The organism is Jannaschia rubra, from assembly GCF_001403735.1.
Classification (GTDB): Bacteria; Pseudomonadota; Alphaproteobacteria; order Rhodobacterales; family Rhodobacteraceae; genus Jannaschia; species Jannaschia rubra.
Map to the genome: position 1 here is coordinate 37,954 of NZ_CXPG01000025.1, position 25,085 is coordinate 63,038.

The following is a 25,085-nucleotide window of genomic DNA, read 5'->3' on the forward strand; positions in this document are numbered from 1 at the left end:
GGCAACAGGATCGCTTCCCATTCTGGTATTCTGGTATGCCAGATTCGTCAAACACGGAAAGCGCCGACCGAAGGGGCCATTCTGCATCGGGCGCCTTTCGCCTAGGTCTCCACCGAGGCCAATTTCCAGTCGCCGCGGAAAAGGCGGGAATGGAAGGCGGGAAACTTGATCAGTTCCTCGATCAGCAGGAGCGAGAAGACCCAGACGACGGGCACGCCGGGGTAAAGCACCAGCAGCGCGGTGACGGGAACGCGGAACAGCCACTGCGACCAGACGAAGACGTGCATCACATAGACCGTCTCGCCGGCGGCCCGCAGCGTGTTGCCACAGATCGCGTTCGACCCCTTGGGGAACGGCAAAAGCAGCAGGACCGGCCAGAAGCTGAGCAGGGTGGCGCGGGTCGTCGGGTGCAGTTCGGAATAGATCCAGGGCGAAAGCGCGATGATCGTCAGATAGATCGCGGCCACCACCCCTGCCGCGACGAAGGCCGCGCGCCACGCGCCACCTAGAAAGCGTTCGAGCGTTTCGCCCCGCCTGTCGCTGCCCAGAAGCTGCGCCACGATGATGCCGGTGGCCTGCGCCCAGGACATGCCGACGGTGCCGGCGACCTGGACCCACGGCATGATCAGCGTCATCGCCGCGAAGGCGTTCACGTCGAGTTTGGCGTAGAGCAGCATGCAGACGTTTGACGCTACCGTGGCGCTCACGAAGGTCGCGGCGATGGGCCAGGCGAAGGCCAGGTGCCGCCGGAGCGACGCGCGGAAGGTGCCGTTCCGCCAGCCCGGAACGCCACGGTGGAACGCCGTCCTGCGCCACAGGCACAGCCCGAGGAAGGCCGCCTGAAGCAGCGCGGCCGTGGCGCTGCCGACGGCCGCGCCGACCACGCCCATCTCCGGCGCGCCCAGCAGGCCATGAATGAAGGAAATGCTGACGCCGATGTTGACCGGCACCCCTAGCAGATAGCTGTAGAGTGGCAGACGGGTCTCGCCGGTCCCGTTGAAATAGGCCGACAGGCATTGATGGACCGATTCCGCCGCGATCACGACGGCGAAAACCAGAAGATAGCGTCGCGCCTGATCGGCGATCCATGCGTCGTGGGCAAGGCCGTCGATGATCGGTCCCGCCGCGAAGGCCAGCAGGACCAGCCCCAGGGCGCAGGCGGCGACGTTGATCGCGAGGCCCGAGAACAGCGCCGATTTCAGAAAGCTCGCGTCGCCGGTGCCGGAGGCCTGCGCGATGCGGATCTGCGTGGCGTTGGAGAATGCCAGCAGGACGCCGAGCAGCAGCCCCGCGATGGCCGCGGCCAGCCCCAGCACCGCGATCGCCTGCTCGCCCAGTCCCGACACGAGGTAGGCATCGATCACCACGATGCCGTGCAGCATGATCGCCTTCAGCGTCAGCGGCCAGGCGAGGTCGAAGACGACGCGGGCGGGCGAGGTCGTGGGGTCGGCGGGAAGGACGGACATCGGGAAGCGGGCCTCATGGGGCGACGTGCGGAAACCGGGCCCGGCGCCGGTGCGGCGGCCCTTGCGACGGCGACCTTCGGGGCCGCCTCCGTCGTCGGTTCAGTCGTCTTCGGGTTCGAAGTAGTTGGCGTTCGTCGTCGTGATATGCTCGATCGTCTCGTCCAGCCGCCCGAGGTGAAGCATCCCGATCTCGATGGCGCGATCGGGATCGCGGGCCTTGACCGCTTCGGCGATCGCCTCGTGATCCCTGACGAGTTCGGGCATCCGGTCTTCCTTGGCCAGGCTCAGCATGCACAGCCGGTCGACCTTGGCCTTTTCGGCCTGGATGACGTCGAACACGAAGTCGGCTTCCGCGATATCGCAAAGGGTCTTGTGAAAGGCATAGTCGAGCGCGACGAAGGCGTCGAAGTCGCGCTCCGCGATGATCCGGGCCTGTTCGGCCAGCCGCGCGTCGAGCATCGCCGCGCCCTCGGCATCGCAAAGGTCCGCCGCGCGGCGCAGCACTTCCCTCTCGACGGCGGCGCGGACGAACCGCGATTTCCTGACCTCACGCGCCGAGAACCGCCTGACTTCCGTGGCCCGCTGCGGGCGGATCAGCAGAAGATCGAGGTTGGCGAGGCGGCTGAACGCATCGCGGACCGGCTGTCGCGAGACGCCGAAACGGGCGGCGATCTCGGCTTCCGAGATCTTGTCTCCCGGACGCAGGCGCAGCGACAGGATCTCGTCCTGCAGATAGTCGAAGATGTCGTCAACGCTCGTCCGACGCTGACCAAGCTGTGTCACCTGATCCATTGTTCGTCCTCCCTGACGGTCGCCGTGCAACCGTATCGCGGCCTTCGACCCGTTCCTTGCAACGCCGTCCGCATCGTCACGGTCCGCCCATGACACAGCCGACCGCCGGGCGTCGAGACGGAGACAGGCCGCGCCACGCGACGGTCGCGCGATGCCGACGGTAACGCGGGATCGATGCCCGGCAAGACGGCGACCATCGGGACGGCGGGTTTCTTCATCGATCGTTCCAACCTTCGGGACGCGACTCACGTTCAACAAACTTATACTAGTCTACCAGATCGATTACTAGTATCCCGGAGAGGACCTGGAGCGAATCGCATCGCGATCGCAGCGGGGATGGCTCGTGACGGTCCGCGCGTCGCAGGGAGGGAAGATGACCGAAGTTCGTCTTGAAGGTATCGTGAAGGCATACGGCGCGGTGCAGGTGGTGCACGGCATCGACCTTGAGGTGCGGGAGCGGGAGTTCGTCGTCCTCGTCGGTCCGTCCGGCTGCGGCAAGTCCACCACCCTGCGCATGATCGCCGGGCTGGAGGAAATCTCCGACGGGGCGCTGACGATCGACGGGCGGCACATGAACCGCGTCGCCCCCAAGGACCGCGACGTGGCCATGGTGTTCCAGAACTATGCGCTCTACCCGCATCTGAACGTGGCCGAGAACATCGCCTTCGGCCTGCGCATCCGCAAGGAACCCAAGGACCGGATCGCAGCTTCCGTGAAGGAGGTCGGCGGCATCCTGGGCCTGACGGACTATCTGGAACGACGCCCCGCCGACCTCTCCGGCGGCCAGCGTCAGCGGGTCGCCATGGGCCGCGCCATCGTGCGCCGCCCCAAGGTGTTCCTGTTCGACGAGCCGCTGTCGAACCTCGACGCCAAGCTCCGCACCCAGATGCGCGCCGAGATCAAGCGCCTGCACAAGCGGCTCGGCGCGACCAGCATCTACGTGACGCACGACCAGGTGGAGGCGATGACGCTCGCCGACCGGATCGTCGTCATGCACGACGGCCGGATCGAACAGATCGGCTCGCCGATGGAGCTGTTCCTGAACCCCGCCAACACCTTCGTGGCGAGCTTCCTCGGTTCGCCGCCGATGAACATGGTCAAGGCCCGGATCGTCGCCGGCGACCGGGGGCCCGTGGCCGAATTCGGCGGCCAGAAGGTGCCGCTGGCACCGCTGGCGTCGCTGACGAACGCCGTGGGGCGGGACGTCATCCTCGGCATCCGCCCCGAGTTCGTGACCGTCGCCCACGAGGACGCGCCCGGACGGGTCGGCGTGGATGTCGACCTGGTCGAGACCCTGGGGTCCGAAGCGCTGATCCACGCCACGCTGCGGGGCGAGCCGTTCGTCATCCGGACGGACACCGTGGGCCAGAAGCTGCTCGACGGCATCTCCGGCTTCACGATCGAGCCGCACCTGGTGCGCGTCTTCGATGCCGAAACCGGGAAGGCGCTTCCCGGACAGGTGCTGGAACAATGAGCACCGAATACGATCCGACCGTCGGCCAGACCGAGGAGCTGGTCATCGAGGCGCGGGAGGCGCAGCGCGACCGCCGCCCCGGCCGCATCCGGAAGATCGGTGGCCACCTGCGGCAGGAATGGCAGCTTTACGTCATGCTGATCCCGACGGTCGTGTGGCTGGTCGTCTTTCTCTACAAGCCGATGTACGGGCTGCAAATCGCCTTCAAGGACTACTCGATCTTCCGCGGCGTGGCGGACAGCCCGTGGATCGGGTTCGAGCATTTCCAGACCCTGTTCGGCAGCGACCAGTTCCTGCGGGCGCTGAAGAACACCGTCATCATCAGCTTCTACAGCCTGCTGTTCGGCTTTCCCATGCCGATCCTGCTGGCGCTGATGTTCAACGAGATCCTGAACCAGACGTTCCGGAAGACGGCGCAGACCATCGTCTATCTGCCGCACTTCATCTCGTCGGTCATCATCGCCGGTATCGTGATCACCGCGTTCTCGCCGTCGGCCGGCATCGTCAACACCATCCTGGGATGGTTCGGCATGGACTCCATCTATTTCCTGACCAGGCCGGAATGGTTCCGGCCGATCTTCGTCGGCACGGGGATCTGGCAGGAGGCGGGGTTCCAGTCGATCGTCTACCTTGCCGCCATCGCCGGGGTGTCGCCCACGCTCTACGAGAGCGCGGTCGTCGACGGCGCCAGTCGCTGGCAGATGGTGTGGAAGATCACCGTGCCGTCGATCATGCCGACGATCATAATCATGCTGATCATCCGGATCGGGAACATCCTCGAAGTGTCGTTCGAGATGATCATCCTGCTTTACCAGCCGGCGACCTATCAGACGGCCGACGTGGTCAACACCTACATCTACCGTCAGGGCCTGCAGGGCGGGCAATACGACTTCGCCGCCGCCGCCGGCCTGTTCAACGCGGTCGTGGCCTTCGTCCTCGTGATGACCGCCAACACGATTTCCAGGCGCTACTCGCGCACGTCGCTGTGGTGAGGAGGACCGCGCAATGGCGAACATGAACCTCTATTCGCGCGGCGACCGGCTGTTCGTCATCGTCAACATGGTGCTGATCGCACTGTTCACGATCTCGACGCTCTATCCGTTCATCTACATCGCGTCGATGTCCATGAGCACCGGCTTCGAGGCCCGCGCCGGAAACGTGATCCTGACGCCGGTGGGCTTCACGCTGGAGGCCTACAGGCAGGTGCTGAGCGAGCCGCTGTTCTGGTCGTCGTACATGAACACCTTCATCTACACCATCGGCGGCACGCTGATGAGCCTCGCGTTCATCATCCCCGGCGCCTACGCGCTGTCCAAGCCGCAGCTCTACGGGCGGCGCTTCTGGAACCTCGTGGTCGCCTTCACCATGTGGTTCAACGCCGGCCTGATCCCGTTCTTTCTGAACATGCGGGATCTCGGGCTGCTCGACAGCTATTTCGGCATCATGATCGGCTTTGCGGTCAACGGCTTCAACATCATCCTGTTGCGCAACTTCTTCGAGAGTATCCCCCGGAGCTTCGAGGAAGCCGCGCGCATGGACGGCGCCAACGAGTTCCAGGTGCTCTGGAAGGTCTATGTGCCGCTGTCGAAGCCGGCGATCGCCACGGTCGCGCTGTTCTGCATCGTGTCGCGCTGGAACGGCTTCTTCTGGGCGATGGTGCTCTTGCAGGACGAGGACAAGATCCCGCTGCAGGTCTACCTGCGCAAGGTGATCGTGGAGCTTTCCGACGACGAGGAATTCGCCACGTCGCTCCTCGCCTCGGCCTATTCCGTCGAGACGGTCACCGCGGCGATCATCGTCTGCTCGATCATCCCGATCCTGCTCATCTATCCCTTCCTGCAGAAGTATTTCTCCAAGGGGATCCTGCTGGGCGGGGTGAAGGAATGACCCGCGAATTCGCATCAACGGAGGTAGCCATGCGAACTTTGAAAGTGTCCCTAGCCATTCTGGCGACGACGGCCATCACGGCGCCGGCCTTCGCCCAGGAACTGGAGTTGCCGATCGTCGAGGAGCCGCTGGAACTGACGATCCACATGCACTGGCCGCGCGCCCAGGGCTACGGGCCGGGGGGCGACACCAGCACGCTCTACCCGGTCGAGGAAGCGGTCCGCGAGATGACCAACATCCATCTGGTCGACCAGACCTCGGGCCGCAACACCACCGACAACAACGAGGCGATGAACCTGCTGATCGCGACGGGCGACCTGCCCGACATCGTCGGCGGCAACCTTATCAAGCAGCCGGTCAACCAGTACGGGCCGGAAGGCGCCTTCGTGCCGCTGGGCGACCTGATCGAGGAGCATGCGCCCAACATCAAGGCGTTCTTCGACGCGCGGCCCGAACTCTGGAACGCGCTGCAGGCTCATGACGGCAACGTCTACTACATCCCCTACCTGCCCGACGGCAAATACGGCCGGGCATGGTTCATCCGCCAGGACTGGCTCGACAAGCTGGGCCTGGAACAGCCTCAGAACGTCGAGGAGCTCCATGAGGTGCTGGTGGCGTTCCGCGACCGGGATCCCAACGGCAACGGCCAGAAGGACGAGGTGCCCTTCTTCGCCCGCGACTGGGAGGAGGTGATCCGCCTCGTCACCCTGTGGGATGCGCGGTCGTCCGGATCCGACACCTACCACGACTTCTACGTCACCGACGACGGCCAGGTGGCGCACCCCTACGCGCAGGAGGCCTATCGCGACGCGCTGGCCAACGTGGCGCAGTGGTACAAGGAAGACCTGATCGACCCCGAGATCTTCACCCGCGGCTCGTCGTCGCGCGACTTCCTGCTGGGCGAGAACCTGGGCGGCGTGACCCATGACTGGTTCGCCTCGACCTCCGGCTACAACGACGCGCTCGGCGATGACATCGAGGGTTTCAACTTCATCCCGTTCCTGCCCCCCGCCTCGGCGGGCGGCGTCCGGATGGAGGAGCATCGCCGGACACCGATCAAGCCCGACGGCTGGGCCATCACCTTCAGCAACGAGCATCCGGTCGAGACCGTCAAGTACTTCGACTTCTTCTTCTCGGAATACGGCGCGCTGCTGGCCAACTTCGGCGTCGAGGGCAAATCCTGGGACATGGTCGACGGCGAACCGATCTACAAGGAGGAGGTGCTGACCTCCGACACGCCGGTCAACAGCCAGATGTATCTGGAGGGCGCGCAGATCTATCGCGGCTATCCGCAGGACTACCGCTACGAATGGCAATGGACATCCCAGCCCGCGCGCGAGGGCATCGAGCTCTACGACCAGCACGACCTTCTGGTCGAGCAGTTCCTCGGCGTGTCCTTCAACAAGGAGGAACAGGCGATCTACGACCGGTACTGGCCGTCGCTGCGGACATACATGCTGGAACGCCAGCAGGCCTGGATCCTGGGCTCCGGCGACGTCCGGGAAGACTGGGACGCCTATGTCGAGGCATTGAACGACATGGGCTACGAGGAGGTCATCGAGGTGATGAACTCGGCCTACCGGCGCCAGTACGACGGCTGATCCCCGAGACACCGAGCGCGGCCCGCCGCGGCCGCGCTCCCCTTCCCGCTCACATCCGACCATAGACAAGGGCCCCCGCGATGCTCGCCAAGACTCTCTCCGTGCTCGACGAACCCCAGGCCGGGCGCCTGACCATCCAGTACGCGCCCGCCGACGGGACCGACGCCGTCGAGAACCCGCCGCGGTTCACCTGGCTTCCGGTGATCGAGGACGAGGCGACATACATCCTTCGCGTCTCGCCCGACCCCGACTTTCCGACGAAGAAGACCCGGACCTTCGCGCCCGTGCCGGTGAACTTCCTCACCCCCGACGTGACGTTCCCCGCGGGGACGCATCACTGGTCCTACGCGGTCTGCGACGCCCGCGGCACGCCCGTCACGGAGTGGAGCACGACCCGCAGCTTCACCCTGGCCGAGGGCCTGCCCGAGATCCCCCTGCCCGCGCGCGACGCCCGTTTCGCCAGCGCGACCCACGACCACCCCCGCCTGTGGATGACGCCCGACCGGCTCGCCATCTTCCGCAAGGAGGTCGAGGCCGATCCCGAGCGATATGCCTGGGCGAAGTTCTACCGCGAGTCCGTGCTGCCCTGGATGGACCGCGAGGTCATGGAGGAGCCGGCCGGCTATCCCGACCACAAGCGCACCGCCCCGGTCTGGCGGCAGACCTACATCGACCTGCAGGAGCTGATGTACGCCGTCCGGCACCTCTCCATCGGCGGCAAGGTGACGGGCGACCGGGCGATGCTGGACCGCGCCAAGGCCTGGCTGCTCGCGGCCGCATCCTGGGATCCGATGGGCGTCACCTCCCGCGCCTATACCGACGAATGGGCCTACCGCGTCACCAATGCGCTGACCTGGGGCTATGACTGGCTCCAGGACGAGCTCACCGAGGAGGAGCGCGACAGGGTCCGCGCCGCGCTCCTCGCGCGGACCCGCGACATCGCGGATCACGCCATCCGGAACGCCAGGATCCACCTCTTTCCCTACGACAGCCACGCCGTCCGCTCGGTGTCGCTGACGCTGATCCCTGCCTGCATCGCGCTTCTGGACGACGATGCGGAGGGGGAAGCCCGCGACTGGCTGAACTACTGCATCGAGTTCCTGTTCACCGTCTACTCGCCCTGGGGCGACAGCGACGGCGGCTGGGCGGAGGGGCCCAACTACTGGATGATGGGCATGGCCTATCTGATCGAGGCCACGAACTGGCTGAAGTCCTATACCGGGCTCGATCTCTACCAGCGTCCGTTCTTCCAGAACACCGGCGACTTCCCGCTATTCTGCAAGGCGCCCGACACCCGCCGCGCCACCTTCGGCGACGACAGCACGCAGGGCGACCTGCCCGGCATCAAGACCGGGCTGAACATGCGTCAGTTCGCCGGCGTCACCGGCAACGGCGCCTATCAGTGGTACTGCGACGAGAACCTGCGCCTGAACCCCGGCACCGGAGGGGCGTTCTACAACTGGGGCTGGTGGGACACCAACTTCGACGAGCTGACGTTCCGCACCGATTTCCCCATCGTCGAGGCCACGCCGCCCGAAGGCGGCCTGCGCCATTTCCGCGGTATCGGCTGGGTCGGCGTGCAGCATGCGATGGACGATCCCGACCGGCACATCCAGTTCGTCTTCAAGTCCTCGCGGTTCGGCTCGATCAGCCACAGCCACGGCGACCAGAACGCCTTCTGCATGGCCGCCTTCGGGGAGGATCTGGCGATCCAGTCCGGGCACTACGTCGCCTTCAACTCGACCATGCACCGCAACTGGCGCCGCCAGACCCGATCGAAGAACGCGATCCTGATCGACGGCAAGGGCCAGTACGCCGACAAGGACAAGACCAGGGCGATGGCCGCGACCGGCCGGATCGTGGCCGCCGAGGAACGCGACGACCACATCTACATCAAGGGCGATGCGACCCCCGCCTACCGCTCGCTGTCGCCCGAGGTGACGCTTGCGGCGCGTGAGGTCTACTTCGTGCGCAACAGCTATTTCGTCATCATCGACAGCGTCGATGCCGACACGCCGGTCAGCCTCGACTGGTTGCTGCACGCCAACGCGCCCTTCGATCTCGGCAAGACATCCTTCCGCTACACCGGCGAGAGGGCGGGCTTCTACGGCCAGGTCATCTGGTCGGAGGCCGGCAAGCCCGACCTGACGCAGCACACCGGATATCCGGACGTCGACCCCGCCGAATACGAGGGCCTTCCCGTCAGCACCTGCCTGACCGCGCGGTATCCCAAGGCCACGCGACACCGCGTGGCGACCCTCCTGGTGCCCTACCGGCTGAGCGATCCGAAGCGGATCTTCCACTTCCTCGACGACCAGGGCTACGACGCCGACCTCTATTTCACCGATCCCGACGAGAACAGCTTCCGCATCGTGATGAAGAAGCTGGCGAAAAGCTGATCCGTCGTCCCGAACGCCAGATACGCACCCGGAGCATGCGATGACCACGAAGAATTATTTTCCCGCCGAGGAGACCACGGTCCTGGATGTCGGGGGCGGGCTGAAAAGGAAGGTCGCCGCCCACAACGACAATCTCATGGCCGTCGAGGTTCACTTCGAGACGGGCACGGTGGCGGCGCGCCACAGCCACCCCCATGAGCAGATCACCTACGTGATTTCGGGCAGGTTCGAGTTCGTCGTCGGCGACGAGACCTACATCGTGTCGGCCGGAGACTCGCTCTACAAGCAGCCCCACATCGAGCACGGCGCGACCTGCCTCGAAGCCGGGACGCTGCTGGATATCTTCACGCCCCACCGCGAAGATTTCCTCTGATCCGACGATTCACACGCAAATTCAAGGGAGTGCACAGAATGACCAAACCCGTGATCGGTTTCATCGGCCTCGGCCTCATGGGCGGCAACATGGTCGAGAACCTTCAGACGAAGGGGTTCGACCTTGTCGTGATGGACCTCGACGAGGATGCGGTGGCGAAGGTCGTCGACCGGGGCGGCGCGCGGGCGGCCGCCACCCCTCGGGAACTGGCGGAGGCCAGCGACATCGTCATGCTCTGCCTCACCACCTCCGAGGTCGTCGAGAAGGTCGTCTACGGCGACGACGGCCTGCTGGCCGGCATCCGGGACGGCGCCGTGCTGATCGACTTCGGCACCTCCGTCCCGGCGTCGACGCGCAAGATCGGCGCCGACCTCGCCGCCCGGGGGGCTGGCATGGTCGACGCGCCGCTCGGCCGCACCCCGGCCCACGCCAGGGACGGGCTTCTCAACATCATGGCCGCCGGCGACCGGGAGACCTTCGACAAGGTCAAGCCGGTCCTCGACCAGCAGGGAGAGAACGTCTTCTACCTCGGGCCGCTCGGCGCCGGTCATACGACCAAGCTCATCAACAACTTCATGGGCATGACCACGGTCTGCACCATGAGCCAGGCCTTCGCCGTGGCCGACCGTGCCGGCGTCGACCGCCGGCAGCTCTACGATATCATGTCGGCGGGGCCGTCGAACTCGCCTTTCATGGGGTTCTGCAAGAACTACGCGGTGGATGGCGTGAGCGATCTCGGCTTCTCGATCGGCAACGCCAGCAAGGACCTCGGCTATTTCCTCAGGATGGTCGAGGATCTGGGCACCCGGGCCGAGATCGCCGAAGGCACCTCGCACAACCTCGAGGCCGCCGTCGCCGCCGGCATGGGCGACGGCAACGTCCCCGAGATCTTCGACTACTTCATGACGCTCGACAGGTCGGCCGATCCCGCCGGCCGATCGCAGCGGGCGGTGTAACCGACAGGACGGAAAGGACAGTCCATGAGATTCAAGGGCAAGACAGCCATCGTGACCGGCGGCGGCCGCGACATCGGCCGCGCCTGCGCGATGAAGCTGGCGGGGGAGGGCGCGAACGTCGCGATCAACTACTTCTCCTCCTCGTCGGGGGCCGACGAGACGGTACGGGCGATCGAGGCACAGGGCGGCAAGGCCTTCGCGATGCAGGGCGACCTGAACCTGCCCGGCGACGCCGAGGCGCTGGTGAAGAAGACGGTGGAGGCCTTCGGCCGCGTCGACATCCTGGTGAACAACGCCGGCGGCCTGATCGCGCGCAAGACCATCGCCGAGATGTCGCTGGACCATTGGCGCGCGGTGATGGACCTGAACCTCACCAGCACCTTCCTGATGGTCAAGGCATGCCTGCCGCATATGGACTCGGGCGCCATCGTCAACATCGCGAGCCAGGCCGGCCGCGATGGCGGCGGCCCGGGCGCCGTCGCCTATGCCACGTCGAAGGGGGCCGTCATCACCATGACGCGCGGCCTCGCAAAGGAGCTGGGCCCGAAGATCCGCGTCAACGCGCTCTGCCCCGGCATGATCGACACCGAATTCCACAACGTCCACACCGCGCCCGAAGCGCGCCGGAACGTCGAGGCCGCGTCGCCGGTAAAGCGCCAGGGCACGCCCGAGGACATCGCCCATCTGGTCGCCTTCCTGGCCGGCGAGGAGGCGGGGTTCATGACGGGCGTCAATGTCGACATCAACGGCGGCATGCTGTTCAGCTAGGCAGATGATGCCGCCGACCGGACCGCGCCCGGCCGGTGCCCCGCCCCCGTCATCAGGCGACCGCATGTGGATGCACACCGTCCCGGGCGCGCGACGGCGGTGGCGAAGAACGGCCGCGGTCCGACCCTGACCCTGCCGGGCGCCCGCAGGTCGCGGACCTGCGCCCGAAACTCTGGCGCACTGGACCGCCCTGTGACATTCCATGAAGCGGCGATGCCCGGCGTCGCCGCGGGAAACCACAGGGAGGACACCATGAACCACATCATCACCGGACTTGCCGCCGCCGCCGTGCTGGCAGCCGGCGCGGCCCAGGCGCAGCAGTCCATCGTCATCGGCCATTCGCTGTCGCCGACGTCGCACTACGGCCTCGGCGCACAGGCCTTCATCGACACGCTGGAGGAGCTTTCGGGCGGCGAGTGGACGGGAGAGCAGGCCCCGGCGGGCCAGCTGGGCGGTGAGCGCGACATGATCGAGGGGCTGCAGATCGGCTCGCTCGACGTGGTCATCACCTCGACCGGGCCCCTGGGCAACTTCGTCCCCGAGGTTTACGCCCTCGACCTGCCGTTCCTGTTCCGCGACTACGACCACGCGCGCAAGGTGCTCGACGGCGAGATCGGGCAGGAGCTTCTGGCCCGGATCGACGAGAACAACCTCGTGGGTCTCGGCTGGTCCGAGAACGGCTTCCGCCACGTCACCAATTCGCAGCGGCCCGTCGAGACGCCCGAGGACCTTCAGGGCCTCAAGCTGCGGACCATGGAAAACCGCGTCCACATGGAAGCCTTCGAGGACATGGGCGCCGCGCCCACGCCCATGGCCTTCCCCGAGCTGTTCACCGCGCTGCAGCAGGGCGTCGTGGACGGGCAGGAGAACCCGATCACGGTGATCTCGGCCTCGAAGTTCTGGGAGGTGCAGGACTACGCCTCGCTCACCGGGCACGTCTATTCGCCGGTGGCGATCCTTGCCTCGCCCATCCTGTTCGACGGGCTGAGCGACGAGGAGAAGGGCTGGTTCCGCGAGGCCGCGAAGGCCAGCGCCGCCGCCACCCGCGCCGAGGTCAACCGGCTGGAGGACGAGGGCGTGGCGCTCCTGCGCGAGAACGGGATGGAGGTCATCACCGACATCGACAAGGCGCCCTTCGCCGAACTCGCGCAGGAGGCCTACAAGGTCTACACCGACGAGCACGGCACCGAGATGGTCGAGCGGATCCAGGCGGTCGAGTGACCCGAACGGGGCCGGCGGCGACCCCTCCGCCGGCCCACCCCCCGAGATACCGAGGCCCGATGCGACTGTTCCTGAAACTCGAAGACCTGACGACGGGCCTTGCCCTGCGGCTCTCCATCGCCTTTCTGGTGATCGCCGCGGGCCTCGCGCTGTTCCAGGTCGTCACCCGCTTCGTCTTCGACGCCCCCTCCACCTGGTCGGAGGTCATCACCCGCTCGGCGATGGTCTGGTCGGTGTTCCTGGGCGTGGCCGTGGCGTTCCGGCACGGGGCGATGATCTCGGTCGACGTTATCATGAACGCCCTGCCCCGCCGCCTGGGGCTGGGGCTGTTCCTCGCCGCGAACACGGCGTCGCTCGTGTTCTTCTCGATCCTCCTCTGGCAGGGCTGGCTGATGACCGGGCGCGTCATGAACCAGAAGCTCGCCGCGCTCGAGGTGTCGATCGCCTGGGTCTATGCCGCGCTGCCCGTGGGCTCGGTCTTCATCCTCATCGCCATCGTCGCCGCCATGATCCGGGGCGCGACCGAAGGCTGGCGCATCGGGGCAGCCGCATGAACGCCGCGCTCGGCCTGTCGCTGGCCATCCTGTTCGTGCTGGGCGTGCCCATCGCGGTGGCCATCGGCCTCGCCTCCGTCATCGGGATCGAGGCGCAGGGCCGCCTGCCCCTCCTCCTCGTGGCGCAGCGGATGTTCACCGGCATCGACAGCTTCCCGCTCATGGCGATCCCGCTGTTCATCCTGGCGGGCAACCTGATGGGCGCGGGCGGCATCTCGGGGCGGCTCGTGGCGCTGGCCAAGTCGCTGGTGGGCGGGGTGCAGGGCGGGCTTGCCTGCACCTGCGTCGTGACCTGCATGCTGTTCGCGTCGGTCTCGGGCTCCTCGGTGGCCACGACCTTCGCCATCGGCGCGATCCTCATTCCGGCGATGGTGAGCCACGGCTACCCCACCCCCCTCGCCGCCTCGATCCAGGCGTCGTCGGCCGAACTCGGCGTGCTGATCCCGCCGTCGATCCCGCTCATCCTCTACGGCGTGTCCACCGACACCTCGGTGGGCAAGCTCTTCATCGCGGGGCTCGGTCCGGGCCTGCTGGTGGCCGCCTCGCTCATGGCGCTGGTGCTGGTGATCTGCCGGGTGCGGGGCATCGGCATGAACGACGGCGACGGGCGCGATTCCGTGGGGCGCGCGGCGCTCTCGGCCCTGCCCGCGCTGCTGGTGCCCTTCGTCATCCTGGGGGGCATCTATTCGGGCATCTTCACGCCCACCGAAGCCAGCGCCGTGGCCGTGGCGGCCGCCCTCGTGGTCGGCATGGGCTTCTACCGCGAGCTGCGGCTGCGCGACCTTCCGGCGATCCTGACGAAGACGGTGATCTCCACCTCGGCCATCATGATCATCATCTCGGCCGCCGCGCTCTTTTCCTTCCTCATCACCCGGTCGGGCCTACCCAACGAGATTGCGGCCTGGTTCCGCGACGTCTTCGAAAGCCGCGTCGCGTTCCTGTTGGTGGTCAACCTGATGCTGCTTATCGTGGGCATGTTCATCGAGACCTCTGCCGCGATCCTGGTCCTCGCCCCCATCCTCACGCCCATCGCCGTGGCCTACGGCGTGGACCCGGTGCATTTCGGCCTCATCATCGTGGTGAACCTGGCGCTCGGGATGATCACGCCGCCGCTCGGCGTCAACCTCTTCGCCGCCTGTCAGGTCGCGGACCTTCCGGTGGAGCGCATCATCCCGCAGCTTTTGTGGTTCGTGCTGACGGTCTTCGCGGCGCTCATGGTCATCACCTATGTGCCCGCGATCTCGCTCTGGCCGGTGGAGTTGATGTTCGGCGACTGACCGAACGAATACGGCGCCCGGAAAGCCTCCGGACGCCGCGTCGTTCGCTCAGGGGCGGATCACTCCGCGGCAGGCAGGATGCCGGCTTCCTGGGCCGCCTGGACTTCGGCCGCGCTCAGCATGCCGTCGGCATCCGCGTCCATGGCAGTGAAGTTCTCGGCGGTCGCTTCGGGATAGGCCGCCTGCAGCTCCTCCATCGAAACGTTGCCGTCGCCGTCCGTATCCATCGCATCCTGCGCCCAGACGGGGGCGGCCAGGGCGAGAAGGGCGGCGGTCGTGGTCAGGATCGTTTTCATCGTATCTCTCCGATTGGTCCATGAAAAGGGCGTTCTCAATGCCCGCGGCCAAGGGATCGCAAACCGCGCCGCCGCGCCTCCCCCCATCGGCCCGAGGCCCGTTTCGCGCGCCCCGCCGCCGGATCGCCCCCTTTCCCTGCGCGCCGGACCGCGCGCCAAGGGCAGCTCTCCGCCACCCGGCGGAAACACTCCACGCCGGGCGCAGGTTTCCGGCCTGTTTTCGCCGGGATGCGCTGATCATGGGTCCGGGATGCGGCTGCCGAGAAGTCTCCGCCGGATCGGTTCGATCCCTCACCTCGCGAAGCGAGACCGGTCGGGTTCCCATCCTATATCTGGTTGGTTTCCGCCGCGGAGCCGATGTCTTCGCCGCCACCCTCATCGGCCTCGTCTTCGTCCACTCTCCGCCGGGTCGTCTTCTGGTTCAGGTCGACGGTGCCGGCGAAGAAGCTCGTGGCCGCGAGCATCGGCACGACATAGACCATCTGCTCCGTCAGAAAGGCCGCCGTGTAGGACGGGATCAGAACGATGCCCGCCTTTATCGTCGCGTTCTTGAGGCTCATGTTCTCGCTCGACTTCTGGACTTCACTTTCATGGACCGGCGTCGTCACCGACGCCGGATCCGTTCCTGACCCACTACCCTCCCGCGCGCGCGACCATTCCGAACAGGTCGCGGGGATCATCCGGGTCGGCGATCATGTCGAGGTTCTGGTAAAGGCCCGTCTCGTCCAATTGGTCGCGCACATAACGCAGGGCCGAGAAATCCTCGATGGCGAAGCCCACGCCGTCGAACAGGGTGATCCGGTCGGGGCCGGTCCGGCCGGGCGCGGCGCCGGTGATGACCTGCCACATCTCGATGACGGGAAAATCCGCCGGCATCTGCTGGATCTCGCCCTCCACCCGCGTCTGGGGCGGGTATTCGACGAAGACGTCCGCGCGCGACAGGATGCCGGGGTGCAGTTCGGTCTTGCCGGGGCAGTCGCCGCCGATGGCGTTGATGTGGACCCCGGTGCCGATCATGTTCTCGGTCAGGATGGTGGCGAACTGCTTGTCGGCGGTGCAGGTGGTGATGATCTGCGCGCCCTCGATCGCCTCCTCCGGCGTGGCACAGGGTTCCAGCGTGAACCCGTAGCCGGCAAGGTTCCGCATCACCTTGTCCGTGGCCGCCCGGTCGATGTCATAGAGCCGCAGCCGGTCGATGCCGCATATGACACGCATCGCCAGCGCCTGGAACTCCGACTGCGCGCCGTTGCCGATCATTGCCATGGTCCGCGCCCCCTTGGGCGCCAGATGCCGCGCCACCATGGCCGAGGTCGCCGCCGTCCGCAGCGCCGTCAGCACCGTCATTTCCGACAGCAGGACCGGATAGCCCGTGTCCACCGTGGCGAGCAGGCCGAAGGCGGTGACGGTCTGCAACCCCTCGGCCGTGTTCTTCGGGTGGCCGTTGACGTATTTGAACCCGTAAACCTCCCCGTCCGAGGTGGGCATCAGCTCGATCACCCCCTCGCGCGAATGGCTGGCGATGCGGGGCGTCTTGTCGAACAGGTCCCAGCGGCGGAAATCCTCCTCGATATAGGCGGCGATGCCTTCCAGCATGGGTTCGATCCCGATGCGGTGGACCAGCTTCATCATGTTCTCGACGCTGACGAAGGGGACGAAGGCCAGGTCTGACGGCTTGGGGGGCATGGGCGACCTCTCAGGAGTAGCTGCGGCGGGTGGGCCGGTCGAAGACGCGCCGCCCCAGAAGGGAGGCGGTCAGGTCCACCATCAGCGACGCGGTCCGGCCGCGTTCGTCCAGGAACGGGTTCAGCTCCACGAGGTCCAGCGACGTCACCAGCCCGCTCTCGTGCAGAAGCTCCATCGCGTGATGCGCCTCGCGCAGGGTGGCGCCGCCGGGCACGGTGGTCACGACCGCGGGCGCGATGGTGGGGTCGAGGAAATCCACGTCGAGCGAGACATGCAACATGCCGTCCGCCTCCGCCACCCGCTCCAGGAAGGTGCGCAGGGGCGCGGCGATGCCGGTCTCGTCGATGCTGCGCATGTCGGCCACCGCCATGTCCGTGGCCTCGATCGCCTCGCGCTCCGCCGGGTCGACGGAGCGCAGGCCGATCATGCAGATGTTGCCCGTGGGCACCGCGGCCTCCAGCGGCGGAAAGCCCGCGAACCCCGTCCGCCCGGTGACATAGGCGACCGGCGTGCCGTGCAGGTTGCCCGAATCCGTCGTCTCGGGCGTGTGGTAATCGGGATGCGCGTCGAGCCAGAGCAGGAACAGCGGCCGGCCCGCGTCGGCCGCATGGGCCGCGACGCCCGCCACGGTGCCCAGCGACAGCGCATGGTCGCCGCCCATGAAGATCGGGAACCCCTCCGCCGCCCCCCGCCGCGCCGCATCGGTCAACGCGCGCGTCCAGGCCACGGTCTCGTCCAGGGCATGCAACCGGTCGTCGGGGTCTTCGGCAAAGGCGCCGGGGTCGACGTTGCCCCGATCCTCGACCCCATGCCCCAACTCCTCGATCATGCGGGCGATGCCGGCGGTGCGATAGGCGTCAGGCCCCATCAGACAGCCCTTCCGCCGCTTCCCGCTGTCCAGAGGCGCCCCGATCAGGATGCAGTGCTTGGCGGTCATTCGTTGTCCTTCCCCGAGGGTTCGCGCATCGCGGGAACATAGCGCACACCCGCACGCGCGCCATCTGGTCCTAGCGGTTTCCAGCTTTGGACCTACCGGCGGCGGAGGAAAAGCCCGAGCCTTGATCCGACGGGTAAGAAACGCTGAAGGAAAAAAGCCGCTGTCGCCTGTTCTGCAATCGCCTGTCGAACAATTTCTGAACCCAGGAGATTATCATGTCCAGACTGCTCGTATCCGCCTCGGTCGCGCTTCTCGCCTCGACGGCCACCGCCGCCTATGCGCAGGTCGACAGGATCTATTTCGGCGGCGATATCGTCACCATGAACGACGCGAACTTGTTCGTCGAAGCGGTCGCCATCGAGGGCGACCGGATCACCCATGTCGGCCGGATGGTCGATATCGAGGCGCTGGCCGACGACAGCACCGAGCGCGTCGATCTGGAAGGGCGGACCATGCTGCCCGGCTTCATCGACCCCCACGGGCATTTCATCGCCGCCGGCACCTGGGGGCTGCAGGTCGATCTCAACCCGCCGCCCATCGGCACGACGACGAACATGGACCAGCTCGTCGCCAAGCTGACGGAACGAGCCGACACCGACGCGCCGGTCGTCCTCGGGACCAGCTACGACGACACTCTGCTTGCCGAGAACCGCCACCCCACGCGCGAGGATCTGGACAAGGTCAGCACGACGAAGCTGGTCATCATCAGGCACATCTCCGGCCACGTCTCGGTCGCCAACTCCAAGGCGCTCGAGGAGGCGGGGATCACCGCGGACACGCCCAACCCCGATGGCGGGCGCATCGAGAAGAACGAGGAGACCGGCGAGCCGACGGGCGTTCTGGAGGGCAACGCGGGCGCACTGGTGCGCGACATCGTGCCCGAGACCACGCGGGAGGATGAACTCGCCGCCATCCGCAAGGCCGCCGAGCTGTGGACGGCGCATGGCTTCACCACCGCCAACGACCAGCCGACCGAGCCCGAGGCGATCGACCTCTACAGGGAGGCGCTCGAGAGTGGCGACCTGTCCCTGCGGCTCATCTACTGGCCGAGGGAACGGACGATGGAGGATGCGCGGGAATATCCGGCCGTCACATCGGGGACCGACCTGACCGCCGGCCGCAACATGATCGTCAGCGGCCCGATGAAGATCACCGTCGACGGCTCGCCCCAGGGTTATACCGCCCATTTCAGCCAGCCCTACATGACGCAGCGGCCGCATGACGACGGCGACTACAAGGGCTTCTCCTATTGGGACGACCGCGACGAGTTCTTCGATTTCGTCGAGGATCTGCACCGCGAGGGCTGGCAGGTCACGGTCCATTCCAACGGGGACCAGGGCATCCAGAACACGCTCGACGCCTTCGCCGCCGCGCAACTGGCCGCCCCGCGCGAGGATGCGCGCCACACGATCCAGCACTCGCAGTTCACGCGGCCGGATCAGCTCAACCAGATGGCGGCACTGGACGTGCATCCGGACTTCTTCATCGGCCACACGTTCTACTGGGGCGACCGCCACAAGAACGTGTTCTTCGGCGAGTCGCGCGCGAACCACATGAGCCCGCTCAAGGGCGCCTACGATCACGGCCTCCGGCCCACGACGCACACCGACACGCCCGTCGTGCCCATCGACGGCATCCAGATGATCTGGTCGTCGGTGAACCGCATGTCCACCGGCGGCGACATCATCGGCGAGGACCAGCGCGTTCCCCCGCTGGAGGCGATCAAGGCGATCACCACCAACGCCGCCTGGCAGTACTTCCAGGAAGACCTGAAGGGCAGCATCGAGCCCGGCAAGCTTGCGGATTTCGTGATCCTGTCCGAGAACCCGTTGTCGGTCGGACATCTCGACCCGATGAAGATCAAGGACATTCGGGTGCTGGAGACGATCGTCGGCGGCGAGACTGTCTTCGAGGGCGAAACCCGGAGCATCGTGGCGCGGCAGTTCCCGGACTAGATCGCCCTCTCTGCCATCGCGGGGCGCATCCGGCGTCGAGGTGACGTGCGGGCCGCCCTCCGAAGGGGCGGCCCGCATTCGTTATTTTTCGGTCACATCCGCGATCCAGGTGGTGGCGGCGACCGCGCGGGGCAGGCCGAGCGGGCCGATGGCCAGCAGGGCCACCTGCCTGAGGTCCGCCGGCGCGATGTCCTCGGACCGGGCGCGGCGGGCGTGGGAATGGACCGCGCCCTCCGATCCCGCGCCGATCGACAGCGCCAGCTTCACCAGCCGCCGTTCCCGCGCGCTCAGCGGGCCGGCCTTGGCCGCGGCCTCGCCCAGGGCGGAATAGGCCGCCCAGACGTCGGGGTGCGCCTCGGCCAGGTCACCGGCGGCGCCGGGCATCCTGCGCGTGGTGTCGGCCATCAGCTTTCGCCCAGGTTTTCGTCGACGATCTCCTCGAAGGTGGATGCGGCCTTGCGCGGCAGCTTGACGTCCAGGAACCCTTCGGGAACCGGCGCGTCGCCCACCTGGATCGCCATGACCATCCCGAGCGCGGTGTGCGGCTTGCATTCCACGCCCATCACGCCCTCGGCGGTCAGCTCGATCTCGATCTCCTCGTTGATCCGGCCCTTGAAAGCCTCCTGCCCCTCGGGCAGCATCTCGTCGATGCTCTCGGCGCTGTGCCCCTTGTCGGTGGGGACGAACCTGACGGTATCGCCGACCTGGGCGGCGACGAAGCGCGGCTCGAACACCATGTTGCCGGTCTCGCCCCGGTTCAGCATCTTGACCTCGAAGGTCTCGGCCAGGGCGGGCATGGCGGCGAGCGACATCAGGGCGGCTGCGGCGACGGTCTTGAACTTCATTGTCTTTCCTCTTGCGTCATTGTGCCCGCGGGATGCGGGCGGTGGTGTCAGGCGGCTTGCGCCCGAGGGCGCTGGCGTGCCAGCCAATCCGATACGGCATCGCGCCGCATCGGCAGGTCGCGGCCCAGACCGGCGGAAAACTCCGCCCAGTCCGCGGCATAGGTCGGGCGCACGGCGGTCAGCACCGGCACCCCCAGGGTCAGGGCCGTGCCGATCAGGTCGCGGAACCCGCGCCCCGTCGCCTCGCCCCGCCCGAAACGGTTGAGGATCAGCAGGTCCGCGCCCCGCGCGATCTCCGCCTCCAGAAAGGCCGAACATCGCGCCAGGCCGCCCGGCTCCAGCCGGCACCCCCGCGACCCCTGCCCCAGCGGTTGCGAGATGCGGAACACCCGCCCCGACCCGAGCGTCGCCAGATCCATGTCGGCACAGCGGCCATCGCCGCCCCGCGCCTGCACCACGCCGCGTGGCCGAAGGCCCCGCGCACGGGCATCCCCGGCGACCAGCGTCAGGAAGGCGTCGATGTCGCCCGCGTCGAACCGCACGGCGGCCAGGGGCGCGGTCATGCCCGGCCGCCACGGAACGGCCGCCACGTCAGCGCGTCGCCGGGGCGCAGGCGGTCGGTGCCCGCGGGCACCAGCGCCAGCCCGTCCGCCGCCGCCACGGGCCAGAGCGTCGCCGACACCCCCTGCCCCAGCCGCTCCAGCACCGCGCAGCCCTCGGCGTCGTAGCCGGTCAGGCGCACGGGAAAGACCTCCGCCCGACCGGGCTTGCGCGTCCAGTCGAAGCCTGCGCGGGCGGGCACGGGGGCGAAGGCGGGAGCTTCGGCCCCCGACAGGTCCGCGATCTGCGGCGCGGCGAACAGGTGGAACCCGGCCAATGCGGCGAAGGGGTTGCCCGGCAGCCCGGTCAGCACCGCGCGGCCCAGCGTGGCGAGCAGCACCGGCTTCCCCGGCTTGATCGCCACGCGCCAGCCGTGGACCGTGCCGCCCGCCGCCTCCAGCGCGGGGCGCAGGTGGTCGCGCCCGCCCATGGACACCGCGCCGCTGGTCAGGATCAGGTCGAACCGCTGCCCCGCCCGCACCAGCGCGTCCCGCATCGCGTCGCGGTCATCGGGCAGGACGCCCAGGTCCGTGACCTGCGCACCCGCCTCCGATGCAAGCGCTTGCAGCATCGGCCCGTTGGCGTCGCCGATGCGCGTGGCGGCACCGGGCGACAGTTCGTCGCCGGTGGACAGGACGCCGACGCGCGGCCGGGCGGTGACGGCGACCCGCGCGACCCCGTGGCCGGCCAGCAGCCCGACGTGATGCGCCGCGATCCGCTGGCCCCGGCACAGAAGCCGCGCGCCCGGCGGCTGGTCGCTGCCCCGCATACGGATGTTCTCGCCCGGCGCGGGGCGATGGTGCAGCGTCACGCGGTCGCCCCGGTCGCCGCAGCGCTCCACCATGACCACGGCATCGGCACCCTGGGGAACCGGCGCGCCGGTGAAGATGCGGACGGCCTGCCCCGGCGGCAGGACGCCCGCCCCCTGCCCCGCCGCGACGGTGCCCGCGACGGGCAGGTCCGGCACTCCGTCCAGATCGCCGGAGCGCAGCGCGAAGCCGTCCATGGCCGAGGTGTCGAAGGCCGGCATGGCGCCCGGCGCGTGGATGTCCTCCGCCGCGATCCGGCCCATGGCCCGCGCCATGGGCACCCTCTGCATCCGCCCCAGGGGCCGCGCCAACGACCGGGCCAGGGCGACCGCGCGGTCCAGCGGCATCATCGCCGCCCCCGCCTCGTCGCATCCGCATCCCGTGGGTATGGCCCGGTCCAGCATGTCTCGCGTCCTTCGGTCGTGCCGCGGGCCGGATCGTCCCGGCCCGCGGCGATGTCATCGGGCCGGCGTCACTTCGCAGGCGAGTCCGAGGCGTTCTCCATCAGGAACTCCATCACCAGCGTGGCCTCGTTCTCGTCGAGACCCGCGCGCGGGAACATCGACGGCGTGATGCCCTTCCACTGGTTCATGGTGAAATGCCCCACCTCGCGCGGGCCGTGGCAGACGGTGCAGCGCTCGTAGAAGATCTGCTCGCCCGGCGTCAGGTCGGCCAGCAGCGCATCGGTGATGTCGTAGACGCGGTCCAGGTCCAGCTTGTCCTGATCGATCTCGGCCAGTTCCATGTTCTCGATGATCTCGGGCTTCTCGTAGGCCATGTTCGGGCCTTCCGGGTCCTCGCACTTGCGCATCCGGCAGATCACCGTGTTGGCCGAGGTCGCCTGGCTCAGGCCCGAGGCCCGCTGCGTCGAAGTCAGGAAGTTCACCAGACCCGAGTTGCAGCGCCCCTTGCTGTCGAGCGACGGCCACCCGCCTTCATAGACGGACACCACGCCGGGGCGGATGTCGTCGGACAGGATGGCGCCCACGATGATCGTGCCCCGGTCGTTGTACAGCTCCACCAGGTCGCCGTCGGCGATGCCGCGGCTTTCCGCGTCGGAACGGTTGATCCGCACCGGCTCCCGACCCTGGATCTTGTAGAGGTCGCGCAGCGTCTCGGACTGGTCCATCTGGCTGTGCAGGCGGTACCAGGGGTGGGGGCTGACGACGTGGACCTGATCGGGTTCGGCGTTGCCCAGGTATTCGTGCTTCTCCATCCAGACCGGCATGCCGGGGCAGTCGTCGATGTCGAAGCCCGCGATCTCCTCGCAGAACATCTCGATCTTGCCCGACGCGGTGTGCAGGGGATTCGCCTCCGGGTCGGTATAGAAGTCGCCGTGGCGGACCCAGCTCCGCGCCTCCTCCGGCACCTCCTGGAAGGCATAGCCCTTTTCCCAGAACTCCTCGAAAGGCGTATGCTCGGAGGCGGAGGTGCGGCCGTAGGCGGCTTCGATGTGGTCCATCAATTCATAGCTGTCGGTGAACTGCGGCCAGATGCCCAGCTTGTCGGCCAGCCCCTCGAAGATGTGGTAATCCGACATGCTCTCGCCCACCGGCTCGATCACCTGCTTCATCGCGTAGATCTTGTCGTTGGAATAGGTGCCGCCGACGCTGATGTCGTCGCGCTCCAGCGTGGAGCAGGCGGGCAGCACGATGTCGGCCCAGCGGGTCGCGGCCGTCCACCAGACGTCCACGCTGACGATGGTGTCCACCTTCTCCAGCGCGCGGATCAGGCGGTTGGTGTCCTGCTGGTGCGACATGAAGTTGTTGCCGGCGTTGAAGATCATCTTCACGTCCGGATAGGTGCCGGTCATGCCGTTGTAGATGAACTCCGCGCCGGGGTTCTCCAGCATCTCGGTGATGCGGCTCGCCGGGCAGATGCCCGAGACCCAGTTGCGCCCCTGGCTCAGGCCCGTGGGCGTGGACTTGCCCGACTGCGGCATCCCGCCGCCGCCGTAGTGCCACGAGAACCCCACGCCGCCGCCCGGCTTGCCGATCTGGCCGGTCAGCGCGGAGAAGTTGACGATGGCCCAGTGGGTCATCTCGCCGTGCTGCGCGCGCTGCAGCGACCAGGCGCCCGCGATCTCGGTCCGGCTGGTGGCCAGAAGCTCGGCCAGCTCCCGGATCTTGCCGGCGTCGATCCCGGTGATCGCGGCGGCCCATTCGGGCGTCTTGGGCGTGTCGTCCGTCTCGCCCCTGATATAGGCGATCCACCTGTCGGCACCGACGGTATAGCGGTCGAGATAGGCCCGGTCCTCCAGCCCCTTCTCCAGCACGTGATAGGCCATGGCGCTGAACAGCGCGACGTCGGTGTTGGGCACGATGTCGATCCACTCGGCGCCCAGGTATTCGTCCGACGGCGTGCGCTGCGGGTTGATCGAGATGAACCGGACGCCGTTGTCGCGGATCTCCTCCCAGGGGCCGGACATCTGGTGGTCGGCCACGGTGTATTCGATGCGGTTGTTCTTGATCGGGTCGCAGCCGACCAGGACGAAGACCTCGGTGTTGTCGCGGATGACTTCCCAGGCAGTCTGCGCCGAATAGACCTCCATGTCGCCGATGACGCGCGGCAGGCAGATCTGGCTGGCCCCCGCCGACCAGTCGCCCTGCGTGTTGGTGCAGCCGCCGATCAGGTTCAGCAGGCGCCCCTGCATCACGTTCGGGCGGAAGTTGCCCGCGTTGGCCCAGCCCCCGTAGGAGGAGCTGAAGATCGCCTCGTTGCCGTGCTCCGTCGCCGTGTCGAGCAGCGCCTTGGCCGTCAGGCTGAAGGCGGTGTCCCAGTCGACGCGCACATAGGGTTCCTTGCCACGCAGTTCGGGCTTGATGTCGCCCGTCTCCCAGTTCTCCAGGTACGACTTGCGGACCATGGGATAGTCGATGCGCGACTTGTCATAGGTCCGGTCCTTGACGCCGTACATCAGCATCTCGGTCGGCTGCGCGTCGAGGTTGTGGACCGCGCTGATGTTGACCAGCTTGCCGTCCCGCACCACCGCCTCGAAGGGGCCGAAATGCGTGGCGTGGAAGATGCGCCCCTCCCCGAAGGAGTTGGGGTCCAGCCCGGCCAGCGCCGTCGTGCTGAACAGACCTGTGGCGCCGACGGTGGCGGCGCCCCCCTGAAGGAACGCGCGACGGGTGGGGGCTGCGAAGGACATCTGATTCTCCGGACGTTTTCAGTGCATTGAAGGCTACCATA

Annotated in this window: 23 protein-coding genes; 12 read left to right on the plus strand and 11 right to left on the minus strand. The window is 67.3% G+C overall.

All coding sequences use genetic code 11. The annotated features are described in order from the left end of the window. Positions 1-101: 101 nt before the first annotated feature. Both JAN5088_RS17360 and JAN5088_RS17365 read right to left on the minus strand, forming a co-directional pair. Complete coding sequence (locus JAN5088_RS17360) at positions 102-1,466, minus strand: MATE family efflux transporter (RefSeq protein ID WP_055684108.1); 1,365 nt, start codon at positions 1,464-1,466, stop codon at positions 102-104. A gap of 99 nt (positions 1,467-1,565) precedes the next feature. Beyond that, positions 1,566-2,258, minus strand: a complete 693-nt coding sequence (locus JAN5088_RS17365) for a GntR family transcriptional regulator (protein WP_055684109.1) — start codon at positions 2,256-2,258, stop codon at positions 1,566-1,568. Positions 2,259-2,631: 373 nt separating this feature from the next. Here JAN5088_RS17365 and JAN5088_RS17370 point away from each other — a divergent pair, with 373 nt between their 5' ends. From JAN5088_RS17370 to JAN5088_RS17420, 11 genes are all read left to right on the plus strand, one after another. Next, positions 2,632-3,732 carry an ABC transporter ATP-binding protein gene (locus JAN5088_RS17370; protein ID WP_055684110.1) on the plus strand — a complete coding sequence of 367 codons (1,101 nt, stop codon included), beginning with the start codon at positions 2,632-2,634 and terminating at the stop codon, positions 3,730-3,732. Further along, positions 3,729-4,724 (plus strand): ABC transporter permease, encoded by a 996-nt coding sequence (locus tag JAN5088_RS17375; RefSeq protein ID WP_082430097.1) that lies wholly within the window; start codon positions 3,729-3,731, stop codon positions 4,722-4,724. Before JAN5088_RS17370 ends, JAN5088_RS17375 begins: the two co-directional genes overlap by 4 nt. A gap of 13 nt (positions 4,725-4,737) precedes the next feature. Then, complete coding sequence (locus JAN5088_RS17380; protein ID WP_055684111.1) at positions 4,738-5,619, plus strand: carbohydrate ABC transporter permease; 882 nt, start codon at positions 4,738-4,740, stop codon at positions 5,617-5,619. Positions 5,620-5,648: 29 nt separating this feature from the next. Next, positions 5,649-7,220 carry a type 2 periplasmic-binding domain-containing protein gene (locus JAN5088_RS17385; protein ID WP_055684112.1) on the plus strand — a complete coding sequence of 524 codons (1,572 nt, stop codon included), beginning with the start codon at positions 5,649-5,651 and terminating at the stop codon, positions 7,218-7,220. A gap of 80 nt (positions 7,221-7,300) precedes the next feature. Then, complete coding sequence (locus JAN5088_RS17390) at positions 7,301-9,619, plus strand: heparinase II/III domain-containing protein (RefSeq protein WP_055684113.1); 2,319 nt, start codon at positions 7,301-7,303, stop codon at positions 9,617-9,619. Between the two features lie 40 nt (positions 9,620-9,659). Further along, positions 9,660-9,992: a cupin domain-containing protein gene (locus JAN5088_RS17395; RefSeq protein ID WP_055684114.1), complete on the plus strand. Its 333-nt coding sequence runs from the start codon at positions 9,660-9,662 to the stop codon at positions 9,990-9,992. A gap of 38 nt (positions 9,993-10,030) precedes the next feature. Further along, on the plus strand, positions 10,031-10,948 hold the full coding sequence (locus JAN5088_RS17400) for an NAD(P)-dependent oxidoreductase (protein ID WP_055684115.1): 918 nt from the start codon (positions 10,031-10,033) through the stop codon (positions 10,946-10,948). A gap of 24 nt (positions 10,949-10,972) precedes the next feature. Continuing rightward, positions 10,973-11,716: an SDR family NAD(P)-dependent oxidoreductase gene (locus tag JAN5088_RS17405; RefSeq protein ID WP_055684116.1), complete on the plus strand. Its 744-nt coding sequence runs from the start codon at positions 10,973-10,975 to the stop codon at positions 11,714-11,716. Positions 11,717-11,968: 252 nt separating this feature from the next. Next, positions 11,969-12,937, plus strand: a complete 969-nt coding sequence (locus JAN5088_RS17410; RefSeq protein WP_055684145.1) for a TRAP transporter substrate-binding protein — start codon at positions 11,969-11,971, stop codon at positions 12,935-12,937. Between the two features lie 59 nt (positions 12,938-12,996). Further along, entirely contained in the window at positions 12,997-13,491 is a 495-nt protein-coding gene (locus JAN5088_RS17415) for a TRAP transporter small permease (protein WP_055684117.1), read from the plus strand. Beyond that, the gene (locus JAN5088_RS17420) at positions 13,488-14,768 is read left to right on the plus strand and encodes a TRAP transporter large permease (protein WP_055684118.1); all 1,281 of its coding nucleotides are present in this window, start codon (positions 13,488-13,490) and stop codon (positions 14,766-14,768) included. Before JAN5088_RS17415 ends, JAN5088_RS17420 begins: the two co-directional genes overlap by 4 nt. A gap of 59 nt (positions 14,769-14,827) precedes the next feature. On the opposite strand, the gene JAN5088_RS17425 is transcribed toward JAN5088_RS17420, so the two are convergent. From JAN5088_RS17425 to rocF, 4 genes are all read right to left on the minus strand, one after another. Then, positions 14,828-15,064, minus strand: coding sequence for an EF-hand domain-containing protein (locus tag JAN5088_RS17425; protein WP_055684119.1), 237 nt, complete (start codon positions 15,062-15,064; stop codon positions 14,828-14,830). A gap of 326 nt (positions 15,065-15,390) precedes the next feature. After that, positions 15,391-15,672, minus strand: coding sequence for a hypothetical protein (locus JAN5088_RS17430; protein WP_055684120.1), 282 nt, complete (start codon positions 15,670-15,672; stop codon positions 15,391-15,393). 25 nt (positions 15,673-15,697) lie between these two features. Beyond that, positions 15,698-16,747 (minus strand): ornithine cyclodeaminase, encoded by a 1,050-nt coding sequence (gene ocd / locus JAN5088_RS17435; protein WP_055684121.1) that lies wholly within the window; start codon positions 16,745-16,747, stop codon positions 15,698-15,700. Positions 16,748-16,757: 10 nt separating this feature from the next. Beyond that, the gene (gene rocF / locus JAN5088_RS17440; protein ID WP_055684122.1) at positions 16,758-17,684 is read right to left on the minus strand and encodes an arginase; all 927 of its coding nucleotides are present in this window, start codon (positions 17,682-17,684) and stop codon (positions 16,758-16,760) included. Positions 17,685-17,899: 215 nt separating this feature from the next. Between rocF and JAN5088_RS17445 the strand changes: the two genes are divergently transcribed. Further along, entirely contained in the window at positions 17,900-19,639 is a 1,740-nt protein-coding gene (locus JAN5088_RS17445; protein ID WP_055684123.1) for an amidohydrolase, read from the plus strand. 81 nt (positions 19,640-19,720) lie between these two features. On the opposite strand, the gene JAN5088_RS17450 is transcribed toward JAN5088_RS17445, so the two are convergent. The 5 genes from JAN5088_RS17450 to JAN5088_RS17470 all read right to left on the minus strand — a co-directional run bounded on the left by JAN5088_RS17450 (position 19,721) and on the right by JAN5088_RS17470 (position 25,044). Then, positions 19,721-20,044 (minus strand): carboxymuconolactone decarboxylase family protein, encoded by a 324-nt coding sequence (locus JAN5088_RS17450; RefSeq protein WP_055684124.1) that lies wholly within the window; start codon positions 20,042-20,044, stop codon positions 19,721-19,723. Further along, on the minus strand, positions 20,044-20,484 hold the full coding sequence (locus tag JAN5088_RS17455) for a pseudoazurin (RefSeq protein WP_055684125.1): 441 nt from the start codon (positions 20,482-20,484) through the stop codon (positions 20,044-20,046). The genes JAN5088_RS17450 and JAN5088_RS17455 overlap by 1 nt, the downstream gene beginning before the upstream one ends. A gap of 47 nt (positions 20,485-20,531) precedes the next feature. Next, positions 20,532-21,047: a DUF2478 domain-containing protein gene (locus JAN5088_RS17460; protein ID WP_074962740.1), complete on the minus strand. Its 516-nt coding sequence runs from the start codon at positions 21,045-21,047 to the stop codon at positions 20,532-20,534. Continuing rightward, positions 21,044-22,297: a molybdopterin molybdotransferase MoeA gene (locus JAN5088_RS17465; protein WP_082430098.1), complete on the minus strand. Its 1,254-nt coding sequence runs from the start codon at positions 22,295-22,297 to the stop codon at positions 21,044-21,046. Before JAN5088_RS17465 ends, JAN5088_RS17460 begins: the two co-directional genes overlap by 4 nt. Positions 22,298-22,365: 68 nt before the next feature. After that, a complete protein-coding gene (locus JAN5088_RS17470) occupies positions 22,366-25,044 on the minus strand; it encodes a molybdopterin-dependent oxidoreductase (RefSeq protein ID WP_055684127.1) in 2,679 nt (892 codons plus the stop codon). Between the last annotated feature and the right edge of the window lie 41 nt (positions 25,045-25,085).

What these genes read in the sequence shown, in the direction of transcription:
- ocd (WP_055684121.1), bottom strand. Translation starts at nt 16,747, where the DNA reads ATGCCCCCCAAGCCGTCAGACCTGGCCTTCGTCCCCTTCGTCAGCGTC.
- JAN5088_RS17420 (WP_055684118.1), top strand. Translation starts at nt 13,488, where the DNA reads ATGAACGCCGCGCTCGGCCTGTCGCTGGCCATCCTGTTCGTGCTGGGC.
- JAN5088_RS17360 (WP_055684108.1), bottom strand. Translation starts at nt 1,466, where the DNA reads ATGTCCGTCCTTCCCGCCGACCCCACGACCTCGCCCGCCCGCGTCGTC.
- JAN5088_RS17400 (WP_055684115.1), top strand. Translation starts at nt 10,031, where the DNA reads ATGACCAAACCCGTGATCGGTTTCATCGGCCTCGGCCTCATGGGCGGC.
- JAN5088_RS17460 (WP_074962740.1), bottom strand. Translation starts at nt 21,047, where the DNA reads ATGACCGCGCCCCTGGCCGCCGTGCGGTTCGACGCGGGCGACATCGAC.
- JAN5088_RS17385 (WP_055684112.1), top strand. Translation starts at nt 5,649, where the DNA reads ATGCGAACTTTGAAAGTGTCCCTAGCCATTCTGGCGACGACGGCCATC.
- JAN5088_RS17365 (WP_055684109.1), bottom strand. Translation starts at nt 2,258, where the DNA reads ATGGATCAGGTGACACAGCTTGGTCAGCGTCGGACGAGCGTTGACGAC.
- JAN5088_RS17410 (WP_055684145.1), top strand. Translation starts at nt 11,969, where the DNA reads ATGAACCACATCATCACCGGACTTGCCGCCGCCGCCGTGCTGGCAGCC.
- rocF (WP_055684122.1), bottom strand. Translation starts at nt 17,684, where the DNA reads ATGACCGCCAAGCACTGCATCCTGATCGGGGCGCCTCTGGACAGCGGG.
- JAN5088_RS17395 (WP_055684114.1), top strand. Translation starts at nt 9,660, where the DNA reads ATGACCACGAAGAATTATTTTCCCGCCGAGGAGACCACGGTCCTGGAT.
- JAN5088_RS17445 (WP_055684123.1), top strand. Translation starts at nt 17,900, where the DNA reads ATGTCCAGACTGCTCGTATCCGCCTCGGTCGCGCTTCTCGCCTCGACG.
- JAN5088_RS17405 (WP_055684116.1), top strand. Translation starts at nt 10,973, where the DNA reads ATGAGATTCAAGGGCAAGACAGCCATCGTGACCGGCGGCGGCCGCGAC.
- JAN5088_RS17370 (WP_055684110.1), top strand. Translation starts at nt 2,632, where the DNA reads ATGACCGAAGTTCGTCTTGAAGGTATCGTGAAGGCATACGGCGCGGTG.
- JAN5088_RS17415 (WP_055684117.1), top strand. Translation starts at nt 12,997, where the DNA reads ATGCGACTGTTCCTGAAACTCGAAGACCTGACGACGGGCCTTGCCCTG.
- JAN5088_RS17455 (WP_055684125.1), bottom strand. Translation starts at nt 20,484, where the DNA reads ATGAAGTTCAAGACCGTCGCCGCAGCCGCCCTGATGTCGCTCGCCGCC.
- JAN5088_RS17390 (WP_055684113.1), top strand. Translation starts at nt 7,301, where the DNA reads ATGCTCGCCAAGACTCTCTCCGTGCTCGACGAACCCCAGGCCGGGCGC.
- JAN5088_RS17380 (WP_055684111.1), top strand. Translation starts at nt 4,738, where the DNA reads ATGGCGAACATGAACCTCTATTCGCGCGGCGACCGGCTGTTCGTCATC.
- JAN5088_RS17465 (WP_082430098.1), bottom strand. Translation starts at nt 22,297, where the DNA reads ATGCTGGACCGGGCCATACCCACGGGATGCGGATGCGACGAGGCGGGG.
- JAN5088_RS17425 (WP_055684119.1), bottom strand. Translation starts at nt 15,064, where the DNA reads ATGAAAACGATCCTGACCACGACCGCCGCCCTTCTCGCCCTGGCCGCC.
- JAN5088_RS17470 (WP_055684127.1), bottom strand. Translation starts at nt 25,044, where the DNA reads ATGTCCTTCGCAGCCCCCACCCGTCGCGCGTTCCTTCAGGGGGGCGCC.
- JAN5088_RS17375 (WP_082430097.1), top strand. Translation starts at nt 3,729, where the DNA reads ATGAGCACCGAATACGATCCGACCGTCGGCCAGACCGAGGAGCTGGTC.
- JAN5088_RS17450 (WP_055684124.1), bottom strand. Translation starts at nt 20,044, where the DNA reads ATGGCCGACACCACGCGCAGGATGCCCGGCGCCGCCGGTGACCTGGCC.